Genomic DNA, 20438 nt, shown 5'->3' with positions numbered 1-20438 from the left:
GAGTGTTAGACATTTTTCGCCACCTCGCAAGGCAGTTTTGTCACATTGACGGCAGGAGATGGCGCTCTGCCTGTGCCTTACGCTGCGGCCCTTGCAAATTGCAAAGCCACTGGGCAGGCTCGCGCGGAAGAATGGAGTTTCCGATGCCCGAACAGCTTACGCCACGTCAGATTCTGGACCGGCTTGTCGCCTTCCCGTCGGTCAGCCGGGGCAGCAACCTTGATCTGATCGACTGGGTAGAGAGCTATCTGGCCTCGTGGGGGATCGCGTCGCATCGCGTCTATAATGAAACGGGCGACAAGGCGGCGCTTTATGCCAGTGCGGGCCCGGCGGTGGAGGGAGGCGTGATCCTGTCGGGGCACAGCGACGTGGTGCCGGTGGATGGCCAGGACTGGACCTCAGACCCGTGGACGGTGACCGAACGTGACGGTCGGCTTTACGGGCGCGGCACCTGCGACATGAAGGGCTTCGTCGCGCTGGCACTGGCCGCCGTGCCGCTGGCGGTGCAGCGCGGGGTGAAGCGGCCGCTGCAATTCGCGCTGTCTTACGACGAGGAACTGGGCTGCACCGGCGCCCCCCCGATGATCGCTGAAATGGCCCGCACCCTGCCGCGCGCATCTGCGGCGGTGATCGGCGAGCCGTCGCGGATGAAGCTGGTGAACGGCCACAAGGGTGGCACCGGCTTCTGGGTGCATGTGAAGGGGTTCGAGGTGCATTCCTCGCTTCTGCCCGAAGGTGTCAGCGCCATCATGGAAGGTGCGCGGCTGATCCAGTGGATGAATGACCGCAACGACGAGAACCGGGCAAAGCCGGTCACCGAGATTGCGGGCCTGTTCCGCCCGCCCTTCACCACGCTGCATTCCGGCCAGATCTCGGGCGGGACGGCGCATAACATCACCGCCGCCGATTGCCGGTTCGTCATGGAATTCCGCGTGGTGCCGGGCGAAAGCGTCGAAGACTGGGCCGCGCGGTTCGAGGCTGAATGCGCGCGACTGGAGGCTGCGATGAAAGTCGTGCGCCCCGAGGCGGCGGTGTTGCTGGACCGCATCTTCGTGGTGCCCGCACTGACCCCGGAAACCAATGGCGCGGCCGAGGCGCTGGTGCGCCGCCTGACCGGCGACAATGGCACCATGGTTGTCAGCTACGGCACCGAGGCCGGGCAGTTTCAGGCCGGGGGCTATTCCGCCGTGGTCTGCGGCCCCGGCGACATCGCGCAGGCGCATCAGCCCGACGAGTATCTGGAGGTCAGCGAATTCGAGGCCGGCTGGCGCTTCATGCAGGCTCTGGTCGAGGATCTGGCGCAATGATGGCCTTCCCGATTTCCGAGGCAACGCCGGTCCGGTTTGTCGGCCCGCTGCCCGACGCCTGCGACGTTGTGGTGATCGGCGGCGGCGTGATCGGGGTGATGACCGCGTGGAACCTCGCCGAGCGCGGGCTGCGCGTCACGCTGTGCGAAAAGGGCCGCATCGCGGGCGAACAATCCAGCCGCAACTGGGGCTGGATCCGCCAGCAGGGCCGCGATTTCGGTGAGCTGCCGATCATGGTGGAATCGCTGCGCCACTGGAAATCGCTGTCTCAGGAATTTGGCGAGGCGTTGGGGTTCCGGCAGGAAGGCGTGATGTATCTTGCCCGGACCGACGCCGAGATGGCGGGGTTCGAGGCATGGCGTGCCGAGGCGCGCACCTACGGCGTTGAACCCGAGATGCAAAGCGCGGGGCAGGTGGCCGCGCAGATCGAAGGTGCGGCGACGCCGTGGAAGGGCGGGCTGTTCACCGCCTCCGACGCACGGGCCGAACCTTGGGTCGCGGTGCCGCTGCTGGCCCAAGGGGCGCAGGCGCGCGGCGCGGTGATCGTGGAAAACTGCGCGGTGCGGGCGCTGGACATCGCGGGTGGGCGTGTGGCGGGGGTCATCACCGAACAGGGCCGCATCGCCTGCGATCAGGTGGTGCTGGCGGGTGGCGCATGGTCGGCGCTGTTTGCCCGCGCGCATGGCGTGGCGATCCCGCAGCTTGCGGTGCGGGCGACCGTGATGGCGACCGAACCCTTGCCGCAGGTCTTTGCCGGCAATGCGGCAGATGATGCCTTTGCCTTCCGCCGACGTGCCGATGGTGGCTACACGCTCGCCCCCGGTGCGGCGCATGACTTCTTCATCGGGCCGGATGCCTTTCGTAACTTCGGTCTCTATCTGCCTGTGCTGAAAAAGGATTTCCGGTCTACGAGATTCCATCCCAAGGCACCTGCCCATTACCCCGATGCCTGGGGCACCCCACGCCGCTGGGCGCCGGATTCCATCAGCCCGTTTGAACGGATGCGCGTGCTGAACCCCGACCCATCTGCCCGGATCGTTGCGGATGTGCGCCAAAGCTTCGCCGCCTGCTTCCCGCATCTTGGCGTGCCGAAGCTCAAGGCGGCATGGGCCGGGATGATCGACACCATGCCCGATGTCGTGCCGGTGGTGGACCGGGTGGCGGCGCTGCCCGGTCTGGTGCTGGCAACGGGGATGAGCGGCCATGGCTTCGGCATCGGCCCCGGTTTCGGCCGGGTCATTGCCGATCTGGTGGCCGGGAATGATACGGGCCACGATCTGCACCGCTTCCGGCTGTCGCGTTTCACCGACGGCAGCAAAATCGCACCCGGCCCGTCATTGTGATCAAATCCTGACACGCCGGGGTTGAAGCCGCCGGGCGATTGTAACAGGCTTGCGCCTGAGTCCGCACGCGCGGCCAGGACACGAGGAACGCCATGCCCCCGAAGAACCGATTTGCCGAACTGCTGCCCGAGATCACTGCCTGGCGGCGCGATTTCCACGAAAACCCCGAACTGCTGTTCGAGGTGCATCGCACGGCGGGCAAGGTGGCCGAGCTGCTGCGCGGCTTCGGCTGTGACGAGGTGGTGGAAGGCATTGGCCGCACAGGCGTTGTCGGTGTGATCAAGGGCCGCACCGACAGCGCGGGTCGCGTCATCGGGTTGCGCGCCGATATGGATGCGCTGCCGATCATCGAACAGACCGGGGTCGCCTATGCCTCCAGGACGCCCGGCAAGATGCATGCCTGCGGCCATGACGGCCATACCGCCATGCTGCTGGGCGCGGCGAAATATCTGGCGGAGACCCGCAATTTCGACGGCACCGCCGTGGTGATCTTCCAGCCGGCGGAAGAGGGCGGCGGCGGCGGGCGCGAGATGTGCGCCGATGGCATGATGGACCGCTTCGGCATTCAGGAAGTTTATGGCATGCACAACATGCCCGGCATCCCGGTCGGCCATTTCGCCATCCGCCCCGGTGCCATGATGGCGGCGGCGGATCAGTTCGACATCACCGTGACCGGCAAGGGCGGCCATGCCGCCAAGCCGCATGACTGCATCGACACCACCGTGGTTGCCGCCCATATCATTGTCGCGGCGCAGACCATCGCCAGCCGCACGGTTGACCCGCTGAAACAGGTGGTCGTGTCGATCTGCACTGTCGCCACCGATTCCACCGCGCATAACGTCATTCCGCAGGTGGTAAAGATGAAAGGCACCGTGCGCACCATGGACCCGGCGGTGCAGGATCAGGTGGAACAGCGGTTGAAGGAAATCGTTGAGGGCACGGCGCTGGCTTTGGGCGCCAAGGCCGAGCTGAACTATCAGCGCGGCTATCCGGTCACGATGAATGCCGAGGAAAATACCGGCTTCGCGGCCGAGGTGGCGCAGGCGGTGTCCGGCCATGTCGATACCAATACCGCGCCGCTGATGGGGGCCGAGGATTTCAGCTTCATGCTGAACGAACGCCCCGGCGCCTATATTTTCCTTGGTAATGGCGATACTGCCATGGTGCACCACCCGGCCTATAACTTCGACGACAACGCCATTCCCTTCGGTTCCAGTTGGTATGCTGGTATGGTCGAGACGCGGATGCCGGCGGCCTGACGGCTAGAACAGCGGGCGGGGCGTCGCGGCCCCGTCCTCCTCCTGCGCGAGTTCGGCAAGCACAGCCGGATCGGGCACCGCCAGATAGCCGCCTGACCAATGCGCGGCGCCAAGGATGCGCAGCCGGGCCAGCGTCTTGTTGGTGTGAACCAGTGACAGACCCAGTGCATCGGCCAGATCGCGCTGACGCCAGGGCAGTGGCACACCGCGGGGCCCCTGCATCCCGGTCGCCACCGCCCGGCGCCACAGGCGCAGCAGCGCCCAGGCCAGACGGCTGGTCGCATCGCGCTGGCCGAGGGTCAGCAACGCCTCACCCAGAAAATGTTCTTCGGTTGCGGCCAGATAGGTCAGGTCGAAAGCGCGTGCGGGCTGGTCGCGGAACACCCGCCACAGATCGGCCCGCGCGAACCGGCACAGGGTCATGTCGGTTGTGGCTTCGACGGAATGCTTCATCTCGCCCATAACCCCTGACTGCAAGCCAAGGAAATCACCGGGGAAAACGAAGTTCACCACTTGCCGGTCGCCGTCGGGCAGCATCTTGCTGCGCAGGCCCTGACCCCTCAGAACGGTAAAGAGCCAGGGGCTCGGCTGTCCTTCCCACAACAGCACCTGACCTGCGGGCACCTCGACCTCGGCGGATTTGAATGCCTGCATGAAGGTGATTTCTTCGGCGTTCATCGGCTGAAACATCGGCTGGCAGCGCAGCGGACAGTCGGTGCAGGCGGTGGTCACAGGATAAATCCTCTCCAGCTATGTCACAGTTTAATGCGCGTCTGGTGCAATGGTTCCATGCTGCGCGAAAGAGTGATGGCAGGAGGGCGGTTTGCGGCGGCGGTATCTGGTGGTCGATCCGGTCTGGTTGGTGGCCGAGGATCTGGCGCTTCTGATCGGCGAGGCCGATCAGGGGGCGACGGTCGTCGTTGCGACCGATGCAATGGCTGCGCTGGCGCTGCTTGACGAGATGCCCGATCTGCGGGCGGCCTTTCTGAACCTGCCCTTCGCCACCGCGCGTGACAGCGGCCTGCTGGAGCGGGTGGCAGTGCTTGGTGGCTTATATGTCAGCCTGCGTGCGACGGTCGAAGCGCTGCCGGGCCATCCGCCGCCGCTGGTGCTGGACCTGCCGTTCAGCGGCGAGAGCGTGGCCGGAATGCTCCGACAGCTCCGCTGAAGCGCGGCCTGCGCTGCGATGCGGGCGGTTTTTCACGCTTTTCAATTTCGTCCAGCACGCGACGCAGGTCTTCGACCCCTATATTGGCCGACAGGCGCAGGTCGCCCAGAATACGCTCCAGCACCTCGGGCGAAGGACGGTCGGCGCGGCGCGGCGTCGCGGTGGCGTCATGTGGCAGGCGGAAGGGATAGACCCGGCCGGTCAGCCGGTTCACCGCGATGGCCGCCAGCACCAGAATGGCGCTGTCCAGCATCACCGGCGTCAGCGCGAACTGGTAGCCCAGCTTCATCGTCACCGGGGCCGACAGAACGGCCGCCATGGCCACGGCGGCACCGGGCGGGTGCATGGCGCGCAGCAGCATCATCGCCAGCGCCGCCCCGCCCACCGCCAGCGCGATGGTCAGCGGAAGCGGCAGGCCAAGCTGCAGGACGGTCACCGCCACCGCAGCACTCGCGCCATTGCCGATCACCACCGACCAGGGCTGGGTCAGAGGGCTGTTGGGAACCGAGATCAGCAGGAAGGTGGTGGCCGCCAGCGGGGCGATCAGCGAGAACCGCGCATCATTGGCGCCGAGCAGCATCTGCATCAGCGCCGCCAGTCCCAGTGTCATGCCAATGGCCCCCGCCGCGCGCAGCATTTCGGTGCCGCGGGGCAGCACCATGGCAGGCAGCAGATGTTCTGCGGCGGCAGCCAGCCATTTCCGCCGGTCGCTCACGAGTTCAGCCACCCGTATGGCTCATGTGGCGGGTCATCTGCCCGGCGATGGCCTGACGCGAATAGTCGAAGTCATGGCCCTTCGGCTTGCGGGCGATGGCGGCGCGGATCGCCTGTTCCAGCCCGGCGTCATCGGGGCTGGCGCGCAGCGGCGCGCGCAGGTCTGCCATGTCTTCCTGCCCGAGGCACATGTAAAGCTCGCCCGTGCAGGTCAGCCGCACCCGGTTGCAGCTTTCGCAGAAATTATGCGTCAGCGGCGTGATGAAGCCGATCTTCTGTCCGGTTTCCTGAAGCCGCACATAGCGTGCCGGGCCGCCGGTGCGTTCGGCCAGATCGGTGAGGGTGAAGCGTTCCGCCAGCCGGGCCCGCAGATCGTTCAGCGACCAGTATTGCGACAGCCGGTCCTCGCCGCCCAGATCGCCCATCGGCATGACCTCGATGAAGGTCAGGTCGTGATCTTCCCTTGCGCACCAGTCCACCAACGGGAACAGCTCGTCCTCGTTGAAGCCCTTCAGCGCGACGGCGTTGATCTTCACGCGCAGCCCCGCGGCCTTGGCCGCCTCGATCCCTTCCAGCACTTGCGGCAGGCGGCCCCATCGGGTGATTTCGGCGAATTTCGCGGGATCCAGCGTATCCAGCGACACGTTGATCCGGCGGATCCCGCAATCGGCCAGTTCCTGTGCGAAACGGGCAAGCTGGCTGCCGTTGGTTGTCAGCGTCAGTTCCTTCAGCGCGCCGCTGTCCAGATGGCGCGACATGGCGCGGAAGAAGGTCATGATGCCCTTGCGCACCAAAGGCTCACCCCCTGTGATGCGCAGCTTTTCCACGCCCATGTGCACGAAGGTCGTGCACAGGCGGTCAAGTTCCTCAAGCGTCAGCAGGTCTGCTTTCGGCAGGAAGGTCATGTGTTCGGCCATGCAATAGGTGCAACGAAAGTCGCAGCGATCCGTCACCGAAACCCGCAGGTATCGGATGGCACGGACGAAAGGGTCGATCAGGGGCGCGCTCATGCCTGAAAGGTAGGCATTCGACGAACCGCCAGCAAGCGCGAATCCGACAGTTGAAGCGCCGTTCCCCCCCGACTATCGTGGCAATCGGTCCGATATGGCTAGGTGAAGGGGAGAGTGCGGGATGTTGCGTGGTCTGACGATTCTGGGCGGGTGCCTGCTGCTGGCAGGATGCGCCGATTTGAAGATGCCGCAGTTCGGCAAGCGCAGTGCCGCACCACAAAGCGCGATTTCCGACCCGCTGCCGCTGCCCACGCCCGAGCTTTCGGCGCCGCCGCCGAAACCCGGCGCGACAACGGCCGAGGCGCTGGATACCACCACCCCCGAACAGCGCGCCGCCGTGACGGCCGCCCCGGCTGCCGCCGGAGGCAGCCTTGGCACAGTGGTCGTGACCTTGGGCGATCCGACAACACCGGGATTCTGGCTGCGGTCGTCGCTGGTATCGGCGCCGGAGCCGGGGATGATCAAGACGGCGGGCGGGGTGACCGTGCAGGTCGATCTGATGCCGGGCGAGGGGGCGGCGCAACTGTCGCTGGCGGCCTTCCGCGCGGCGGGCCTGTCGCTGACCGATCTGCCCACTGTCGAGGTTCTTAAGCGGTAAGGCCGCGCAAGCCTCAGTTTCCGTTCAGGATTTTGTCTAGGATGCGGCCGGTTTCCGCCTCCAGCGCCTCTTGCGCGCGGCGTTTGGCGGCGGTTTCAAGGCTTTCACCCTCTTGGGGGGTGACGCCCAGCTTGTCTTTCGCCAATTCCTCCAGGCGGGCCTTGGCGCGTTCTTCCGCGCGCGCCTTTTCGGCGTCCAGCCGCTTTTGCGTCAGCCATTCCAGATCCAGCCGTATCTTGGGCGAGGCCCATGGCCCCTTGATCAGCACCGGAATTTCCACCCCGTCGCCACCGCCCAGTCGTGGCAGCAGCCGGTAGTCGAGACTGCGTGCGCCAAGGTCGATCTGCCCGGCGCCGCCTGCGGTGAACAGGTTGGCGGCGATGTTCAGGTCATCCGAAACCGCGATGCCATTGGTGATTTTCGCGGTCATTCCGGCGGTGTCGAAGATCGTCCGCTTGCCTTCGCCGACATAGCCGGGGTCCATGGTGCGCAGCATCCCCACGATGTCGAGACCAAGGATTTCGCCCTTGCCCATCTTCAGGGCAATGTCCCCCGACAGGCTGCGCAGGATCGCATCGACCGAGGCGCCGGAGCCGAGGAAGCTCAGCTTCACATTCCCGCGACCCAGCAGCCGGTCGGTTCCGGTCAGGTCTTGCAGCAGGGGTTGCAGGTTCAGCCCCTTCAGTGACAGATCGCCGCCCACAGACAGGCCCTGACGCCCGTTCAGCACGAATTGCCCGGTGATCCCGCCGCCATAGGCCGCAGCTTCGGTCAGTTTCACCACGGCGCGCGCACGGTCCAGCGTGACGCCCGCCTGTGTCTGGCCAAGCTTCAGCGGACCGGCTGCAATGGCCCCGGCGGACAGGGTGATCTCGGCATCCAGCGCCGACAGGCCCGAGATGTCGATGGGGGCGGTGGACCAGCCTTCATCTCCCGAACTCGTGCCGCCGGTTCCGGCGCTGCCCGTCAGGTTCAGGCTGTCAGCGGTGAACCGCCCCTGAAGGCGCGGCCGGTCCGCGCCGGGCAACAGGTCGGCTTCGCCCCTGATCACCGTATCGTCCAGCAGGATTTCGGCTTTGCGCAGATGCAGTGCGCCCTTGGCCGTGCGGGTCAGATCGGCGCTCAGCCCGATCTTGCGCGCGCCCAGACCTTCGGGCAGATCGGGCAGGGGGCGGCCCAGCACGGCGGCCAGTGCCGGTCGGTCGGCGAGATCGGCGGTCAGTTGGCCCTCTGCCTCGGCCCGCGCGAGGCTGACCTTGCCCTTGAAGGTCAGCCTTGCCTTGCCCGCGCCTGCCTCCAGCGCAATGGGGCCGAGCTTGCCGGCCAGCAGCGGCCCCAGCGCCTCGACCGAGGCGCTGAGTGTGACGGGTTGCCCGCGCACCAGACCGCGCAGATCAATCTTGGCCGGGCCGTCGAAATCGGGGATGGCTGCGTCAATGTCCACCTGCGTCATTTCGATATCCGTGCCGCTGGCATGGTCGATGAACCGCAGGCTGCCATCGCGGATCGTGCCGCGCCCCAGTGCCATGCCGCCGCTGCCGGACGGGCCGTCACTTGCGCCCGAACCGCTGGCCCCGCCCATGGCCCAGGTTGTGCTGCCGTCCTTGCGCCGTTCCAGCAGCAGTTCGGGCTTGTCGATCTCGACCTCCGTCATTCGGATCTGCCCATCGAACAGCGGCCCCAGTTCCAGCCCGATGGCGATGCGCCCCGCGCGCAGCAGGTCCGGCCCGGCGGCCCAGTCGGGATTGGCAATGCGCACCGGCCCGGCGGTGACACCCAGCACGGGCCAGATCGTCGGGCGGATCTGATCGCCGATCTCGATCACCCGTCCGGTCGCCTGTGCGAACTGGCTTTCGGCCAGCCGGGCAATCCTGTCCTTCGGCATCAGGAACACCATCAGCGCCAGCAACAGCACCAGAACCAGCAATGACGAGACGATCCGCATCAACCAGCGCATCCGGCCCTCCGTAACAGTCTGGCCCACAGCCTAACGCCGGGGGCGGCGGGCAACAATCCCGTGCAGGCGCGGTCGGCGGGGCGCTGCGCGTGGCCCCTTTGCGGCGGCCCGCTTCACCGCTATATGGGGCCAATGTCGCAGAACCCGCCGAACCTCCGCCCCGATCTCGCCCGTGCCATGATCCCCGACGTGGCACGCCCCGGCCAGCCGACCATCGGCATGGTCTCGCTTGGCTGCCCCAAGGCGCTGGTCGACAGTGAACGTATCCTGACGCGCCTGCGCGCCGAGGGTTATGCGATCAGCCCTGACTACAAGGGCGCCGATGCGGTGATCGTGAACACCTGCGGTTTTCTGGACAGTGCCAAGGCCGAAAGCCTTGATGCCATCGGCGAGGCGCTGCGCGAGAATGGCCGCGTGCTGGTCACCGGCTGTCTGGGGGCGGAACCCGAATACATCACCGGCGCGCATCCCAAGGTTCTGGCCGTCACCGGCCCGCATCAGTATGAGGCCGTGCTGGATGCGGTGCACAAGGCGGTGCCACCGCAGCCCGATCCGTTCGTCGATCTGCTGCCCGCCAGCGGGGTGAAGCTGACGCCGCGCCATTACAGCTATCTGAAGATCTCGGAAGGCTGCAATCACAAGTGCAGGTTCTGCATCATCCCCGACATGCGCGGCCGTCTGGTCAGCCGCCCGGCCCATGCCGTGCTGCGCGAGGCGGAGAAGCTGGTCGAGGCCGGGGTGAAGGAACTGCTGGTCATCTCGCAGGATACCTCGGCCTATGGGGTGGACCGCAAGCATGACCTGTCGCCCTGGAAGGGCGGCGAGGTGCGGGCGCATATCACCGATCTGGCGCGCGAGATGGGCAAGCTGGGCGCCTGGGTGCGGCTGCATTACGTCTATCCTTATCCGCATGTGCGCGACCTGATCCCGTTGATGGCCGAGGGGCTGGTGTTGCCTTACCTCGACATCCCGTTCCAGCATGCCCACCCGGAGACGCTGAAACGCATGGCCCGCCCTGCGGCGGCGGCAAAGACGCTGGACGAGATTGCCGCCTGGCGCGCGGCCTGCCCGGACATCACGCTGCGCTCGACTTTCATCGTGGGCTATCCCGGTGAAACGGAGGCGGAATTCCAGACCCTGCTGGACTGGCTAGATGAGGCGCAACTGGATCGCGTGGGCTGCTTCCAGTATGAAAACGTCGCCGGGGCGCGCTCGAACGATCTGCCCGACCATGTGCCGGCCGAGGTGAAGCAGGACCGCTGGGAACGCTTCATGGAAAAGGCGCAGGCGATTTCCGAAGCCAAGCTCGCCGCCAAGGTGGGGCAGGTGATGCAGGTTCTGGTGGACGAGGTGGACGAAGAGGGCGCCACCTGCCGCACCAAGGCCGACGCGCCGGAAATCGACGGCAACCTGTTCATCGACGAGAATTTCGAAACCCTGTCGCCCGGCGACATGGTGACGGTCGAGGTCGAGGAAGCCAGCGAATATGATCTGTGGGGACGGGTGGTGTGAAATTGTCCAAGCTGGTGAAGTTTCTAAGAAACTTTCCGCTCGGGTTTTGCTGTGGCGCAATCTCCACATTCACACTGTGCTGGGTGATTGATTCTGCCGTAGCGGATCAGGCAATAAAGAACTGGACCTATCTTGCCACTGCCTTCGTCAGCATACTTGCCGCGTCATTTGCCATGGCGGGTGTTTTGGCAACAATCGAGAATACACGCCGTATTGCGGAAGATGCACGGAATAGAAAGCTGGCAGCTTCAAGAGCGTCACTCCCACTTGCTCTCTCAGAGTTAATAGATGTGTGTGAGGCGAGGACCAAGTTCACGCTCACATGTGATATTTCTAACCGGCCGCCATCGCTTTCGGGGAATAGCATCCAGATATTAAGGGAGTGTATTGAGTTTTCAGATTTAAACATTCAAGATGCAATCTCTGAAGTAATTCTTGTGTATCAAATTTTGATTTCTCGAGATATGTCTTGTCATATAGAAGCGGGCAGCGGAGCCATCCCGATTAACCACCCGGAGATCGGAGAAGGTATTAAGTTCATTAGGATTTCTGCAGTTGTAGATTGGCAGGCGCTGATTTGCTTGAGTATGGCTTTATTTGGATACGCAAGAGGAACTTCAGTCACGGTTGACCGTGATTCAGTCGGTGCGTGCTTGATTGAAAGGCTTGATTGGTTAAACCTTGATGGCTGGCTTTTGCAGAACGACCCGACGTTCAGAAAAATGATGAGCAAAATACGTGAGCGCGGCTGCGCTTCGTTTGCCTGCAGGAATTGGAAAATTCGCTGACCCTCATCACCGGGGCACGCTGAACAGCGTGTATCCTGCCGCGTCTGTCAGGCGGCGGGCGCCGGTTTCGGTGACGAAGACGCCCATGTTTTCCATCCCGGCGGGGCAGGCGACCAGATCGGCGGCATCGTCGAGGAACTGGTTGGTAAAGGCATCCTCACCCACCCGGCGGCAGGGATCGGCCGGGTCGCGGTAGCCACCCATCAGCGGCAGGCTGGTTGGGCCGGGCGGGGCAGGCTGCCCACAGGCCGCCAGCGGCAGCAGGGCGACAAGCAAGGATAGGGCACGCATGGGAACCTCCGTCTTTCCCCGCAGGATGCCACACCCTGCCGGTTCCGTCAGGTCGGAAATGCCCGCTTGGCGGTTCGGGGCGCGCGCGCTAGCATTCCCGCAGCCAACCGCCAGCGGAGAGCCTGATGACCGACAGCCCGGAATGCCCGCAGAAAGCGCCTTACAGGGTCGAACTGACCGAAGGGAAAACCTATTTCTGGTGCGCCTGCGGGCGGTCGCAGAAACAGCCCTTCTGCGATGGCAGCCACAAGGAAACCGGCTTTACCCCGGTAAAATTCACCGCCGAGGCGACAAAGCCCGCCTTTCTGTGCGGCTGCAAGCATTCGGCCAAGGCGCCGTTCTGCGACGGCACGCACAAGACGCTCTGATCCGCTTACCCCAGCAGGATCATCAGCCAGGCCAGACCGCCCGCGATGGCGGTCACCGCGACAGCGGCCGAGGCGGCATCCTTGGCGCGTTTGGCGCGGGGGTCATGGTCGGTGGAGATATAATCTACCACCTCCTCCACCGCCGTGTTCATCAACTCTGCCGCCAGCAGCAGCACACCAAGCGCGAGGATCAGCCCGCGTTCGCCCGGCGTCAGGTCCAGCGTGAAGGCCAGCGCGGCCGAGGCGATGTTGACGGCGAACCATTGCCGCAGCGATTTCTCGTTGCGCCATGAGGCGGCCCAGCCCTCCCATGACCAGGTTGCGGTATTCCTGAGCCGCGCGAGTTCCGCCAGCAGCCGTCCGATCATGCCTGTTCCCCGACTGACGTTAGGTCGAATGCAGCCGCATATCGCAAAAAACCCGAAGCTGTCCACGCTGGAACCGTCAACCTTTGGGTGGAGATGCGGTTTCCCCGGCCAGAAAGGCGCGCACGCAGGTCACGACATGGGCGAAACGGTCGCCGCCAAGGTGGACACCGCCATACCAGCGGGTGACGACAACAATGGTATCCGTCAGCTCGGCCCGTTCCAGCATGCGCAGGATCACCGCCCCCGCGCCGCTTTCGCCATCGTCGTTCTTCAGCGGGCCGCCGTCCGACAGGATGCAGGCCCAGGAATTATGCGTGGCCTTGGCGTATTTCTTCACCCGCTTCAGATCGGAGATGAAAGCGTCACAGCCCTTGCGGTCCGTGACCTTGCCGCCGGAGACGGCATATTTCGACCCCCGATCCGAAACCACATTTTCAATCTGACGCATCCTGCCTCCGCTTTGGGGCAGGTTAGCGGCGGGCGCCGGAAAGGGCCAGCACTCAGGGCGCGAGGGATTCGATGGCCGCCTTGTTCCGGCAATAGCCGGGCAGGGCGGCGGCATGCGTCGGATCGGCCAGCCAGCCCGTGCAATCGGCCGAACAGCCGCAGCCCTGACAGCGCGTGACGATCTGCGCCAGTTCGCTGCGTTTCAGCCAGCCCTCGGTCACCGCGCGCGGCAGGTCCACCCCGACCGCGCGTGCCATGCCGTGTGTCAACCACCATGCGCGCGGCGCCTCGACATATCCCAGCATTGCCCGTCTCCCCTGCAATCCTGACGGAAGGGTCGCGCGGGACGGGCAGACGCGCCTTGATGCAGGTCAAGGCGCGGGGGATCGTGTCAGATTCCCGGCGGGCGGCGATTGCCCGACAGCGCCTCGATCCGGCCCGCAACGTCGCGCAAACGCGCGAGTTCATCGGGAAGCATCTGCGGCTCGGCCCGTGTCAACGCCGCGCGGGCCTGTTCCGAAGCGGCCCGGCCAAACAGGGCGGCGTCGATCTCGCACAGCGCCAGCAGTGCCTTTTGCAGCCGGATCTGCACGGCGAAGATGCTCGCCCCGTCGCGCGCGATGGGCGGAAACACATCCTCCATCATCTCGGCCACGGTCAGCGGCGGCACCCAGAGCCGGTTGTAGCGCACCTCGGGGCTGCGGGTTTCGGTGCAGATCGCCAGAAGCCGCACCGCGCGGCCCAGAATGTCGATGGCCGATCCGGGGTCATTGACGGCGGGCGACAGGGCACGCTCGGCAATTTCGGTCAGCACCGACAGGCCGAAGCGCGGGTCCTGGTCGAAAGAGCGCGTGGCGCCGATGTCAAAGGCATCAAGGCAGGTGGCGCCCTCGGCCTCGCTCGCCGGGGTGCCGATCCACAACAGCGGCGCACCGGGATGGACAAAGCTGCCGGGCAGGGCCGCAACCCAGATGGCGCATCCCGCCGCCTCGGCCACCGCCTGTAGCGCCGCAAGGTCAACATGGCGGACATAGCCGATCCGGTCGGCCATGACGGCGCGGGCATCGAAGGGTGCCGGGCCGGTCATCGGATGTGCGCCCAGCCACGGCTCGTCCGTCCGGGCCCGCAAGGCCCCGGCTACGGCCTGTTCCACGCGGTCATGGGTATCATCCCGGCGGCCATAGGCCGTCAGATGCGCGATCCAGCGCAGCATGCCGATGACGATCAGCGCCACCAGCGCCAGCGTGACGACGAACAGGACGAATTTGCCGTTCGGCCCATAGGCCCCCGCTTTCAGACCGATCACCGAGACCAGTGAAAAGATGAAGCTGCCCAGAAAGGTGGACAGCACCTTTTGTGTGGTCCTGTCATGTTGCAGAAGGTTGGTGGCGCGCGGGGTGATATTGGTGGCGGCGGCGTTGAAGGCGCCCAGCATGGTGCCGAAGGCGAAGGTGGTGACCGTCAGCATGGACGAGGCGATGATGGTCAGCACCGCCTCCACCGCGTCGGTGCCGATGCCGTAAACGATCCCCTCGGGCAGCATGGGCCCGATCCACGAAGCCGCGCCTGCCGTGGCCAGCGCCGCCAGCGCATAGACCACCGAAGTCACCCACAGCTTGCGGCTGAGCTGCCGCCAGATCCATCGCGCCTTGCTGATCACGCCTGTCTCCCGTTTTCGGGCAGGCTGCGGCCTTGCGCGCGGCAGGTCAAGGGCTGCCGCTCAGCGGGACGCGAAGTGAAGGTTTCCCCCTGCGCGGATCTGGCCTGACCTTCTCAATACCCTGCCTGCCGTTCCAGCCCGGCAACCACCGTTGCCACCTGTTGCAGGCGCTGCGCGTTTGGCGGGTGCGAGCCGAGGAACTGGTCGCCCGGATCGGGTAACCGGCTGAAGAAGCCCGCGCCGCGCACCGGATCATACCCCGCATACCAGGCAATCCGGGCCCCCAGCGCATCGGCCTCCAGCTCATATTCCTTTGAATAGCGGCGCGCCCCGATGCTGGCGCCGAAACTCTGCCATTGCTTCATCGTCGCGGCATCGGCGCCGGTGGCCTGCCCGAGCATGGTTCCCAGAACCGCACCCGCCTCGGCGCCCTGCTGCTTGCGCCCGATATGGCCAAGGATGTGATGCGACGCCTCATGCCCCAGCACGAAGGCAATCTCGTCGGCATTTCGCGCATCGGCGATCAGCGCGAGCGTGAAGCCCACCACCGGGCGGCCCTTCTCGTCAACGGTCTGGAAGGCATTGGGCGGCAGGTCGCGGCGCCGGTCCACAACGATTTGCAGGTCGCAGCTTTGACCGGCCACCTGATGCTGGCGGCAGAAGCGTTCGGCCACGGGTTCCACCTTTTCGACCACCGAGACGAAATTGCGCGCAGCTTCCTGCGGTGCAAGGCGGTCGCCGAAGGTCTGGGCGGCGGTGGTTGCCGGCAAAGGGGCAGGTGCGGGCACCGGCTGACCGGTTGTCACACATCCCGCAAGCGCAAGCGCCGCGGCAAGCAGAGCCATGGCCCGCCCCCGCACCGGAAATCCTGCCCTGAAAGATCGTGCTGCCATTGCCGTGCCTGTCTGCCGTTTTGCGCAGATTAACAAAACGCCCGGCGGCGGAAAGGCCCCGCGGCTGTGTCGCCCCCGATGTCACGGCATTTTGTCGGCCCGCGTTTTCCCGTTGCGCACCGTGCCCGGCCTGCTAACCTGATGCCATGTTCACCATCGAGCACGAATTCGACGCGACCGTCATCACCCTCATCGACGAGGGGCATGAGGGATTGCAGGAAGACATCACCATCTCGGCTTTCGACGATTGCATCACGCTGGAACAGGTGCATCCGATCACGCAGGAACCCATGGTCATCACCCTCTCCATGGTGCAATTGCGCGACCTCGCCGCTGCGCTGGACCTGCCGGAAGGCAGCTACCGGATCGAGACGCGGAAGGCGTGACCCACACGCCAGCGATTGACGCTTGCCAGACCAGCCGCCCTGCGCTATCGCAGGTCGCATGAACGCCCGGATTCGCCCCTTCCAGCTGCCCCGACGCCGACGCACCCGCGTCTGACGTCTCTTCCGCACGTTCCGCTTCCGGCCCGATCCCGCCGGAAAAACCGTTCCCGAGCTCTCCGTCATGACACCCTTGCGTTGACATGGGCATGCGCCTTTGGCACCCCTATGGCCTCGCATCCGCCTGAGGATTATCCATGATTACCTCCGTCCTGCCGACCTACAACCGCGCGCCGCTTGCCTTTGTGAAGGGCGAGGGAAGCTGGCTTTTCACCGAGGACGGGGGCCGTTACCTCGATCTGGGTTCGGGGATCGCCGTGAATGCGCTGGGCCATGCCCATCCAGAACTGGTGAAAACCATCAGCGAACAGGCGGCGAAGCTCTGGCATGTGTCGAACGTCTATCGCATCCCGGAGCAGGAGGCGCTGGCCGATCAACTGGTCGAGCACACTTTCGCCGATACCGTGTTCTTCACCAATTCCGGCACCGAGGCGGCGGAACTGGCGATCAAGATGGCCCGCAAATACTGGTATGAGAATGGCGAGCCGGAGCGGATCGAGATCCTGACCTTCGAGGGCGCCTTCCATGGCCGGTCCACCGGCGCCATCGCGGCAGCGGGGTCGGAAAAGATGGTCAAGGGCTTCGGCCCGCTGATGCCGGGGTTCCGGCAACTGCCCTTCGGCGATCACGAGGCGCTGCGGGCGGCGATTTCCGACCGGACGGCGGCGGTGCTGATAGAGCCGGTGCAGGGCGAGGGCGGCATCCGCACGCTGCCCGACAGTTGCCTGAAGGGCCTGCGCGACCTGTGCGACGAGACTGGCGCGCTTCTGATCTTCGACGAGGTGCAATGCGGCATGGGGCGGACGGGCAAGCTGTTCGCCCATGAATGGGCCGGCGTCACCCCCGACATCATGATGGTCGCCAAGGGCATCGGCGGCGGCTTCCCGCTGGGCGCGGTGCTGGCCACCGAGAATGCTGCCTCCGGCATGGTCGCGGGCACCCACGGGTCCACCTATGGCGGCAACCCGCTGGCCTGCGCGGTGGGCGGTGCGGTGATGCGCATCGTCTCGGACCCCGCCTTCCTCGCCGAGGTCAACCGCAAGGCGGGCCTGTTCCGGCAGGGGCTGGAGGCGCTGGTGGCGGCGCATCCCGAGGTGTTTGAAAGCGTGCGCGGGCAGGGGCTGATGCTGGGGCTGAAATGCAAGGCTCCGGCCGCCGATCTGGTGAAGGCGGGGATGGCCGAGCATGTGCTGACCGTTGCCGCCTCGGATAATGTGGTGCGGCTGCTGCCTGCGCTGAACATCCCCGACGCCGATATTGCCGAGGCGCTGAAGCGGCTGGATGCGGCCGCGGCCGCGCTGTCTGGTCATGCCGGCTGAGGCGGATTACAGCTTTCCGCCGCTCACGCGGACGGATTACGCGCGGATGCGTGGCTGGCTGGCCCAGCCGCATGTCCGCGCATGGTGGGGCGACCCCGACACTGAAATCGCGCTGATCGACGCCGACATCGACGGCACGACCGCTGATCTGCGGCTGGTGGCCTATCAGGGCAGGCCCTTCGCCTATGTGCAGGATTATCCCGCCCATCACGAGCCCATGCCACAATATGCGGATTTCCCCACGGGCACCCGCGCGATGGATACCTTTCTGGGGGAGCCCGACATGCTGGGGCAGGGCCATGCGGCGCGCTATCTGAACCTGCGCGCGGCTGACCTGCGGCGTCGCTATCCGGCGGTGGTGATCGACCCCGACCCGTCGAACGAACGCGCCGTGCGGGCGTATCGACGAGCCGGCTTCCGCGCCTTGCACGAAGCCACCGGCGAGACGGGAAAGCCCGTGCTCGTCATGGAGTTCGATCCGACATCCCTTTCCCTTTGACAAGATACGCAAGCGGGCGGACGCCCGTCAGAAAGACCGACAGATGAACCACTTCCTTGATATTCACACCACATCCTCGACCGATCTGCGCGCCATGATCGACAATGCCCGCGCCATGAAGATCGCCCGTGCCGGGCGCCCCAAGGGCACGCCCGACGATGACCAGCCGCTGAAGGGCCGTATGGTCGCGCTGATCTTCGAAAAGCCCTCGACCCGCACCCGTGTCAGCTTTGACGTCGGTGTGCGCCAGATGGGTGGCGAGACGATGGTGCTGTCTGGCAAGGAAATGCAGCTTGGGCATGGCGAGACCATTGCCGATACCGCGCGGGTGCTGTCGCGCTATGTCGATCTCATCATGATCCGCACCTTTGAAGAGGCGACGCTGCAAGAGATGGCGGAACATGCCACGGTTCCGGTCATCAACGGGCTGACCAACCGCACGCACCCCTGTCAGATCATGGCCGACGTGATGACCTACGAGGAACATCGCGGCCCGATCGCGGGCAAGAAGGTGGTCTGGTGTGGCGACGGCAACAATGTCTTCGCCAGCTTTGCCCATGCCGCCGGGCAGTTCGGCTTCGATCTGGCCTTCACCGGGCCGGAAACGCTCGACCCCGAGCGGGTCTGGCTGGATTTCGCGGCCTCCAAAGGCCACCCTGTGACGGTGGAGCGCGACCCCTACAAGGCGGTGGCGGGCGCCGATCTGGTGGTGACCGATACCTGGGTCAGCATGCATGATCCGGAATCCGCGAAAGAGCGTCGCCACAACCAGCTTCGCGCCTATCAGGTGAACGAGGATCTGATGGCGCAGGCCAAGCCCGATGCGCTGTTCATGCATTGCCTGCCCGCGCATCGCAACGACGAAGCCACCAGCGCCGTGATGGACGGCCCACATTCGGTGATCTTCGACGAGGCGGAAAACCGGCTGCATGCACAGAAGGCGGTGATGCGCTGGTGCCTCGGCGTCTGATTGCAAGATTGTCTCCCCGGTCGCATCAGTGGCCGGGGAAATTGTTTCTGCCTGGCGACAATTCTGTCAATTGGTAAGGATTGTGGCTTAAAGCCGTGAAATTGCCCCGATCTCTCCGCGATCCATCCGCGGGCCTGCCTGATTTCCCCTGTTCTGTCGTTTCCGAGGCAGAAACAGGCGGAGGCCGAAAATGGCCACGATCAACACCGGGCTCGGCGGGCCACAGGGCGTCGGCGAAGGCAGCTTTCGCGGCAGCGCGCTGACGGCGGGCAATTATGACGACGGTTCGATCCGGGTGAACATCAGTTCGGTTTTCGGACCTTCCGGCATCAATTACTTCGGCACCAACTATACCTCGATCTACATCAATACCAACGGGCTGATCACCTTTCAGGGCCCGGTCACCGCCTATACGCCTTCCGCGCTTTCCTCGTTGTCCTATCCGGCCATTGCCCCGTTCTGGAGCGATGTGAACATCACCAGCGGCACGGCGACGGGCACCAACAACATCTACTGGGATCTGGACCCGACGAATGGACGGGTCACGATCACATGGCTGGACGTGCGGGCCTATAGCGGCTCCAGTTCGGCGCGGAACACCTTTCAGGTTGTCTTGCAACACACCCACGACGGCAATTTCGAGATCGACATGATCTATGAAAAGGTTCAGTGGACCAATGGCTATACCGGCGTCGCGCAGGTGGGCATGACGGACGGTGGCGCGAATGATCTCATCGTGCCGGGCTCGGGAAATTCCACTGCGCTGTCCAACTATCCCAATGCGGGCCTCGACCCCGGCGAGCCGAACGGTGTCTGGTCCACCCGGTTCCTGAACGGCAATCCGGTGTGTTTCGAGGCGGGCACCCTGATCCAGACACCCGACGGGCCGCGCCGGGTGGAGCATCTGCGCGCGGGCGATGCGGTGATGACGCTGGACGCGGGCGCGCAGGTCTTGCGCTGGGCCGGGGGCGGCATGGTCTGTGCCGAGGGGGAGGCACTGCCGGTGCGTATCGAGGCGGGGGCGCTGGACAATGACGGCGACCTGAGTGTCTCGGGTCAGCATCTGCTGTTGCTGCACGGGGCGGATTGCGAATTGCTGTTCGGTGAATACGAGGTTCTGGCCTCGGCGCGCGATCTGGTCGGCCTGCCGGGGATCAGCCGCGAAACCACACCACGCCGGTTGCGCTATTGCCATCTGCTGCTGGACCGGCATCATGTGCTGCTGGCGGAAGGCACGGGGGCAGAAAGCCTGCATCCGGGTCCGCAGGCCATGGCGGCGCTGCCGGTGCGGGCGCGGGCGGCCCTGTGCGACACTTTCCTGCCATGGGAACTGGAGCGCTTGGCCAGCCAGCCCTCCGCCCGCCGTGTGCTGCGCCGGCACGAGGCGCGGCTGGTGGTGGCGCAGCGTCAGCGCGGCTTCCTGCCGCGTCCCGACGCTACACCCGCGCGGCTGCTGGCCTGAGT

Annotated in this window: 23 protein-coding genes; 13 read left to right on the top strand and 10 right to left on the bottom strand. The window is 65.2% G+C overall.

Translation table 11 applies throughout. From position 1 onward, the window contains the following. The first annotated feature begins 143 nt into the window (after window positions 1–143). The 3 genes from argE (at window position 144) to D2N39_RS01670 (ending at window position 3909) form a co-directional block, all read left to right on the top strand. A complete protein-coding gene (gene argE / locus D2N39_RS01680) occupies window positions 144–1307 on the top strand; it encodes an acetylornithine deacetylase (RefSeq protein WP_119133329.1) in 1164 nt (387 codons plus the stop codon). After that, a complete protein-coding gene (locus D2N39_RS01675) occupies window positions 1307–2650 on the top strand; it encodes an NAD(P)/FAD-dependent oxidoreductase (RefSeq protein ID WP_199725187.1) in 1344 nt (447 codons plus the stop codon). The genes argE and D2N39_RS01675 overlap by 1 nt, the downstream gene beginning before the upstream one ends. A 92-nt stretch (window positions 2651–2742) precedes the next feature. Beyond that, window positions 2743–3909 (top strand): M20 aminoacylase family protein, encoded by a 1167-nt coding sequence (locus D2N39_RS01670; protein WP_119133056.1) that lies wholly within the window; start codon window positions 2743–2745, stop codon window positions 3907–3909. A 3-nt stretch (window positions 3910–3912) separates the two neighbouring features. Here D2N39_RS01670 and D2N39_RS01665 read toward each other — a convergent pair whose 3' ends face one another. Continuing rightward, entirely contained in the window at window positions 3913–4641 is a 729-nt protein-coding gene (locus D2N39_RS01665; RefSeq protein ID WP_233557025.1) for a Crp/Fnr family transcriptional regulator, read from the bottom strand. Window positions 4642–4732: 91 nt separating this feature from the next. Between D2N39_RS01665 and D2N39_RS01660 the strand changes: the two genes are divergently transcribed. After that, entirely contained in the window at window positions 4733–5077 is a 345-nt protein-coding gene (locus D2N39_RS01660; RefSeq protein WP_119133055.1) for a hypothetical protein, read from the top strand. Here the strand turns inward: D2N39_RS01660 and D2N39_RS01655 are convergent. After that, window positions 5034–5804, bottom strand: a complete 771-nt coding sequence (locus tag D2N39_RS01655) for an HPP family protein (RefSeq protein ID WP_119133054.1) — start codon at window positions 5802–5804, stop codon at window positions 5034–5036. The genes D2N39_RS01660 and D2N39_RS01655 overlap by 44 nt on opposite strands. Beyond that, window positions 5797–6801: a GTP 3',8-cyclase MoaA gene (gene moaA / locus D2N39_RS01650; RefSeq protein WP_119133053.1), complete on the bottom strand. Its 1005-nt coding sequence runs from the start codon at window positions 6799–6801 to the stop codon at window positions 5797–5799. Before moaA ends, D2N39_RS01655 begins: the two co-directional genes overlap by 8 nt. A gap of 121 nt (window positions 6802–6922) precedes the next feature. Here moaA and D2N39_RS01645 point away from each other — a divergent pair, with 121 nt between their 5' ends. Next, window positions 6923–7399, top strand: coding sequence for a D-galactarate dehydratase (locus D2N39_RS01645; RefSeq protein ID WP_119133052.1), 477 nt, complete (start codon window positions 6923–6925; stop codon window positions 7397–7399). A gap of 13 nt (window positions 7400–7412) precedes the next feature. Here D2N39_RS01645 and D2N39_RS01640 read toward each other — a convergent pair whose 3' ends face one another. Further along, window positions 7413–9356: an AsmA family protein gene (locus D2N39_RS01640; protein WP_119133051.1), complete on the bottom strand. Its 1944-nt coding sequence runs from the start codon at window positions 9354–9356 to the stop codon at window positions 7413–7415. Between the two features lie 123 nt (window positions 9357–9479). Between D2N39_RS01640 and rimO the strand changes: the two genes are divergently transcribed. Continuing rightward, window positions 9480–10868: a 30S ribosomal protein S12 methylthiotransferase RimO gene (gene rimO, locus D2N39_RS01635; protein WP_199725179.1), complete on the top strand. Its 1389-nt coding sequence runs from the start codon at window positions 9480–9482 to the stop codon at window positions 10866–10868. Beyond that, complete coding sequence (locus D2N39_RS22645) at window positions 10865–11656, top strand: hypothetical protein (RefSeq protein WP_147373422.1); 792 nt, start codon at window positions 10865–10867, stop codon at window positions 11654–11656. The genes rimO and D2N39_RS22645 overlap by 4 nt, the downstream gene beginning before the upstream one ends. A gap of 6 nt (window positions 11657–11662) precedes the next feature. Here the strand turns inward: D2N39_RS22645 and D2N39_RS01630 are convergent, their stop codons facing one another. After that, a complete protein-coding gene (locus D2N39_RS01630) occupies window positions 11663–11947 on the bottom strand; it encodes a hypothetical protein (protein WP_119133049.1) in 285 nt (94 codons plus the stop codon). Window positions 11948–12072: 125 nt separating this feature from the next. Between D2N39_RS01630 and D2N39_RS01625 the strand changes: the two genes are divergently transcribed. Continuing rightward, window positions 12073–12315: a CDGSH iron-sulfur domain-containing protein gene (locus tag D2N39_RS01625; RefSeq protein WP_119133048.1), complete on the top strand. Its 243-nt coding sequence runs from the start codon at window positions 12073–12075 to the stop codon at window positions 12313–12315. A gap of 5 nt (window positions 12316–12320) precedes the next feature. Here the strand turns inward: D2N39_RS01625 and D2N39_RS01620 are convergent, their stop codons facing one another. The 5 genes from D2N39_RS01620 to D2N39_RS01600 all read right to left on the bottom strand — a co-directional run bounded on the left by D2N39_RS01620 (window position 12321) and on the right by D2N39_RS01600 (window position 15635). Continuing rightward, the gene (locus D2N39_RS01620) at window positions 12321–12683 is read right to left on the bottom strand and encodes a diacylglycerol kinase (RefSeq protein ID WP_119133047.1); all 363 of its coding nucleotides are present in this window, start codon (window positions 12681–12683) and stop codon (window positions 12321–12323) included. Between the two features lie 76 nt (window positions 12684–12759). Continuing rightward, window positions 12760–13131 carry a YigZ family protein gene (locus D2N39_RS01615; RefSeq protein WP_119133046.1) on the bottom strand — a complete coding sequence of 124 codons (372 nt, stop codon included), beginning with the start codon at window positions 13129–13131 and terminating at the stop codon, window positions 12760–12762. A gap of 52 nt (window positions 13132–13183) precedes the next feature. Further along, window positions 13184–13435: a DUF6455 family protein gene (locus D2N39_RS01610; RefSeq protein ID WP_119133045.1), complete on the bottom strand. Its 252-nt coding sequence runs from the start codon at window positions 13433–13435 to the stop codon at window positions 13184–13186. Window positions 13436–13521: 86 nt separating this feature from the next. Beyond that, window positions 13522–14790 (bottom strand): DUF2254 domain-containing protein, encoded by a 1269-nt coding sequence (locus D2N39_RS01605; protein WP_158589756.1) that lies wholly within the window; start codon window positions 14788–14790, stop codon window positions 13522–13524. Window positions 14791–14903: 113 nt separating this feature from the next. Beyond that, window positions 14904–15635, bottom strand: coding sequence for a M48 family metallopeptidase (locus D2N39_RS01600; protein ID WP_119133043.1), 732 nt, complete (start codon window positions 15633–15635; stop codon window positions 14904–14906). A 194-nt stretch (window positions 15636–15829) separates the two neighbouring features. Between D2N39_RS01600 and D2N39_RS01595 the strand changes: the two genes are divergently transcribed. From D2N39_RS01595 to D2N39_RS01575, 5 genes are all read left to right on the top strand, one after another. Beyond that, window positions 15830–16069, top strand: coding sequence for a hypothetical protein (locus D2N39_RS01595; protein ID WP_119133042.1), 240 nt, complete (start codon window positions 15830–15832; stop codon window positions 16067–16069). Between the two features lie 254 nt (window positions 16070–16323). Continuing rightward, window positions 16324–17505 (top strand): aspartate aminotransferase family protein, encoded by a 1182-nt coding sequence (locus D2N39_RS01590; protein WP_119133041.1) that lies wholly within the window; start codon window positions 16324–16326, stop codon window positions 17503–17505. Then, window positions 17468–18004 (top strand): GNAT family N-acetyltransferase, encoded by a 537-nt coding sequence (locus D2N39_RS01585; protein WP_119133040.1) that lies wholly within the window; start codon window positions 17468–17470, stop codon window positions 18002–18004. The genes D2N39_RS01590 and D2N39_RS01585 overlap by 38 nt, the downstream gene beginning before the upstream one ends. 43 nt (window positions 18005–18047) lie before the next feature. Beyond that, complete coding sequence (gene argF / locus D2N39_RS01580; protein ID WP_119133039.1) at window positions 18048–18974, top strand: ornithine carbamoyltransferase; 927 nt, start codon at window positions 18048–18050, stop codon at window positions 18972–18974. Between the two features lie 190 nt (window positions 18975–19164). Next, complete coding sequence (locus D2N39_RS01575; RefSeq protein ID WP_119133038.1) at window positions 19165–20436, top strand: Hint domain-containing protein; 1272 nt, start codon at window positions 19165–19167, stop codon at window positions 20434–20436. Window positions 20437–20438: the final 2 nt, after the last annotated feature.

Origin of the sequence: Gemmobacter lutimaris, from assembly GCF_003570715.1 — a bacterium.
GTDB classification, from domain to species: domain Bacteria; phylum Pseudomonadota; class Alphaproteobacteria; order Rhodobacterales; family Rhodobacteraceae; genus Gemmobacter; species Gemmobacter lutimaris.
Note: the sequence above shows the minus strand (reverse complement) of the source record. Positions and strands in the feature narration are given on the sequence as shown.

Excerpts from the sequence above, each read along its gene's own strand:
- D2N39_RS01610 (WP_119133045.1), bottom strand. The coding sequence starts at position 13,435 with ATGCTGGGATATGTCGAGGCGCCGCGCGCATGGTGGTTGACACACGGC.
- D2N39_RS01585 (WP_119133040.1), top strand. The coding sequence starts at position 17,468 with ATGCGGCCGCGGCCGCGCTGTCTGGTCATGCCGGCTGAGGCGGATTAC.
- D2N39_RS01595 (WP_119133042.1), top strand. The coding sequence starts at position 15,830 with ATGTTCACCATCGAGCACGAATTCGACGCGACCGTCATCACCCTCATC.
- D2N39_RS01670 (WP_119133056.1), top strand. The coding sequence starts at position 2,743 with ATGCCCCCGAAGAACCGATTTGCCGAACTGCTGCCCGAGATCACTGCC.
- D2N39_RS01645 (WP_119133052.1), top strand. The coding sequence starts at position 6,923 with ATGTTGCGTGGTCTGACGATTCTGGGCGGGTGCCTGCTGCTGGCAGGA.
- argE (WP_119133329.1), top strand. The coding sequence starts at position 144 with ATGCCCGAACAGCTTACGCCACGTCAGATTCTGGACCGGCTTGTCGCC.
- D2N39_RS01615 (WP_119133046.1), bottom strand. The coding sequence starts at position 13,131 with ATGCGTCAGATTGAAAATGTGGTTTCGGATCGGGGGTCGAAATATGCC.
- argF (WP_119133039.1), top strand. The coding sequence starts at position 18,048 with ATGAACCACTTCCTTGATATTCACACCACATCCTCGACCGATCTGCGC.
- rimO (WP_199725179.1), top strand. The coding sequence starts at position 9,480 with ATGGGGCCAATGTCGCAGAACCCGCCGAACCTCCGCCCCGATCTCGCC.
- D2N39_RS01630 (WP_119133049.1), bottom strand. The coding sequence starts at position 11,947 with ATGCGTGCCCTATCCTTGCTTGTCGCCCTGCTGCCGCTGGCGGCCTGT.
- D2N39_RS01625 (WP_119133048.1), top strand. The coding sequence starts at position 12,073 with ATGACCGACAGCCCGGAATGCCCGCAGAAAGCGCCTTACAGGGTCGAA.
- D2N39_RS01575 (WP_119133038.1), top strand. The coding sequence starts at position 19,165 with ATGGCCACGATCAACACCGGGCTCGGCGGGCCACAGGGCGTCGGCGAA.
- D2N39_RS01675 (WP_199725187.1), top strand. The coding sequence starts at position 1,307 with ATGGCCTTCCCGATTTCCGAGGCAACGCCGGTCCGGTTTGTCGGCCCG.
- D2N39_RS01600 (WP_119133043.1), bottom strand. The coding sequence starts at position 15,635 with ATGGCTCTGCTTGCCGCGGCGCTTGCGCTTGCGGGATGTGTGACAACC.
- moaA (WP_119133053.1), bottom strand. The coding sequence starts at position 6,801 with ATGAGCGCGCCCCTGATCGACCCTTTCGTCCGTGCCATCCGATACCTG.
- D2N39_RS01620 (WP_119133047.1), bottom strand. The coding sequence starts at position 12,683 with ATGATCGGACGGCTGCTGGCGGAACTCGCGCGGCTCAGGAATACCGCA.
- D2N39_RS01590 (WP_119133041.1), top strand. The coding sequence starts at position 16,324 with ATGATTACCTCCGTCCTGCCGACCTACAACCGCGCGCCGCTTGCCTTT.
- D2N39_RS01640 (WP_119133051.1), bottom strand. The coding sequence starts at position 9,356 with ATGCGCTGGTTGATGCGGATCGTCTCGTCATTGCTGGTTCTGGTGCTG.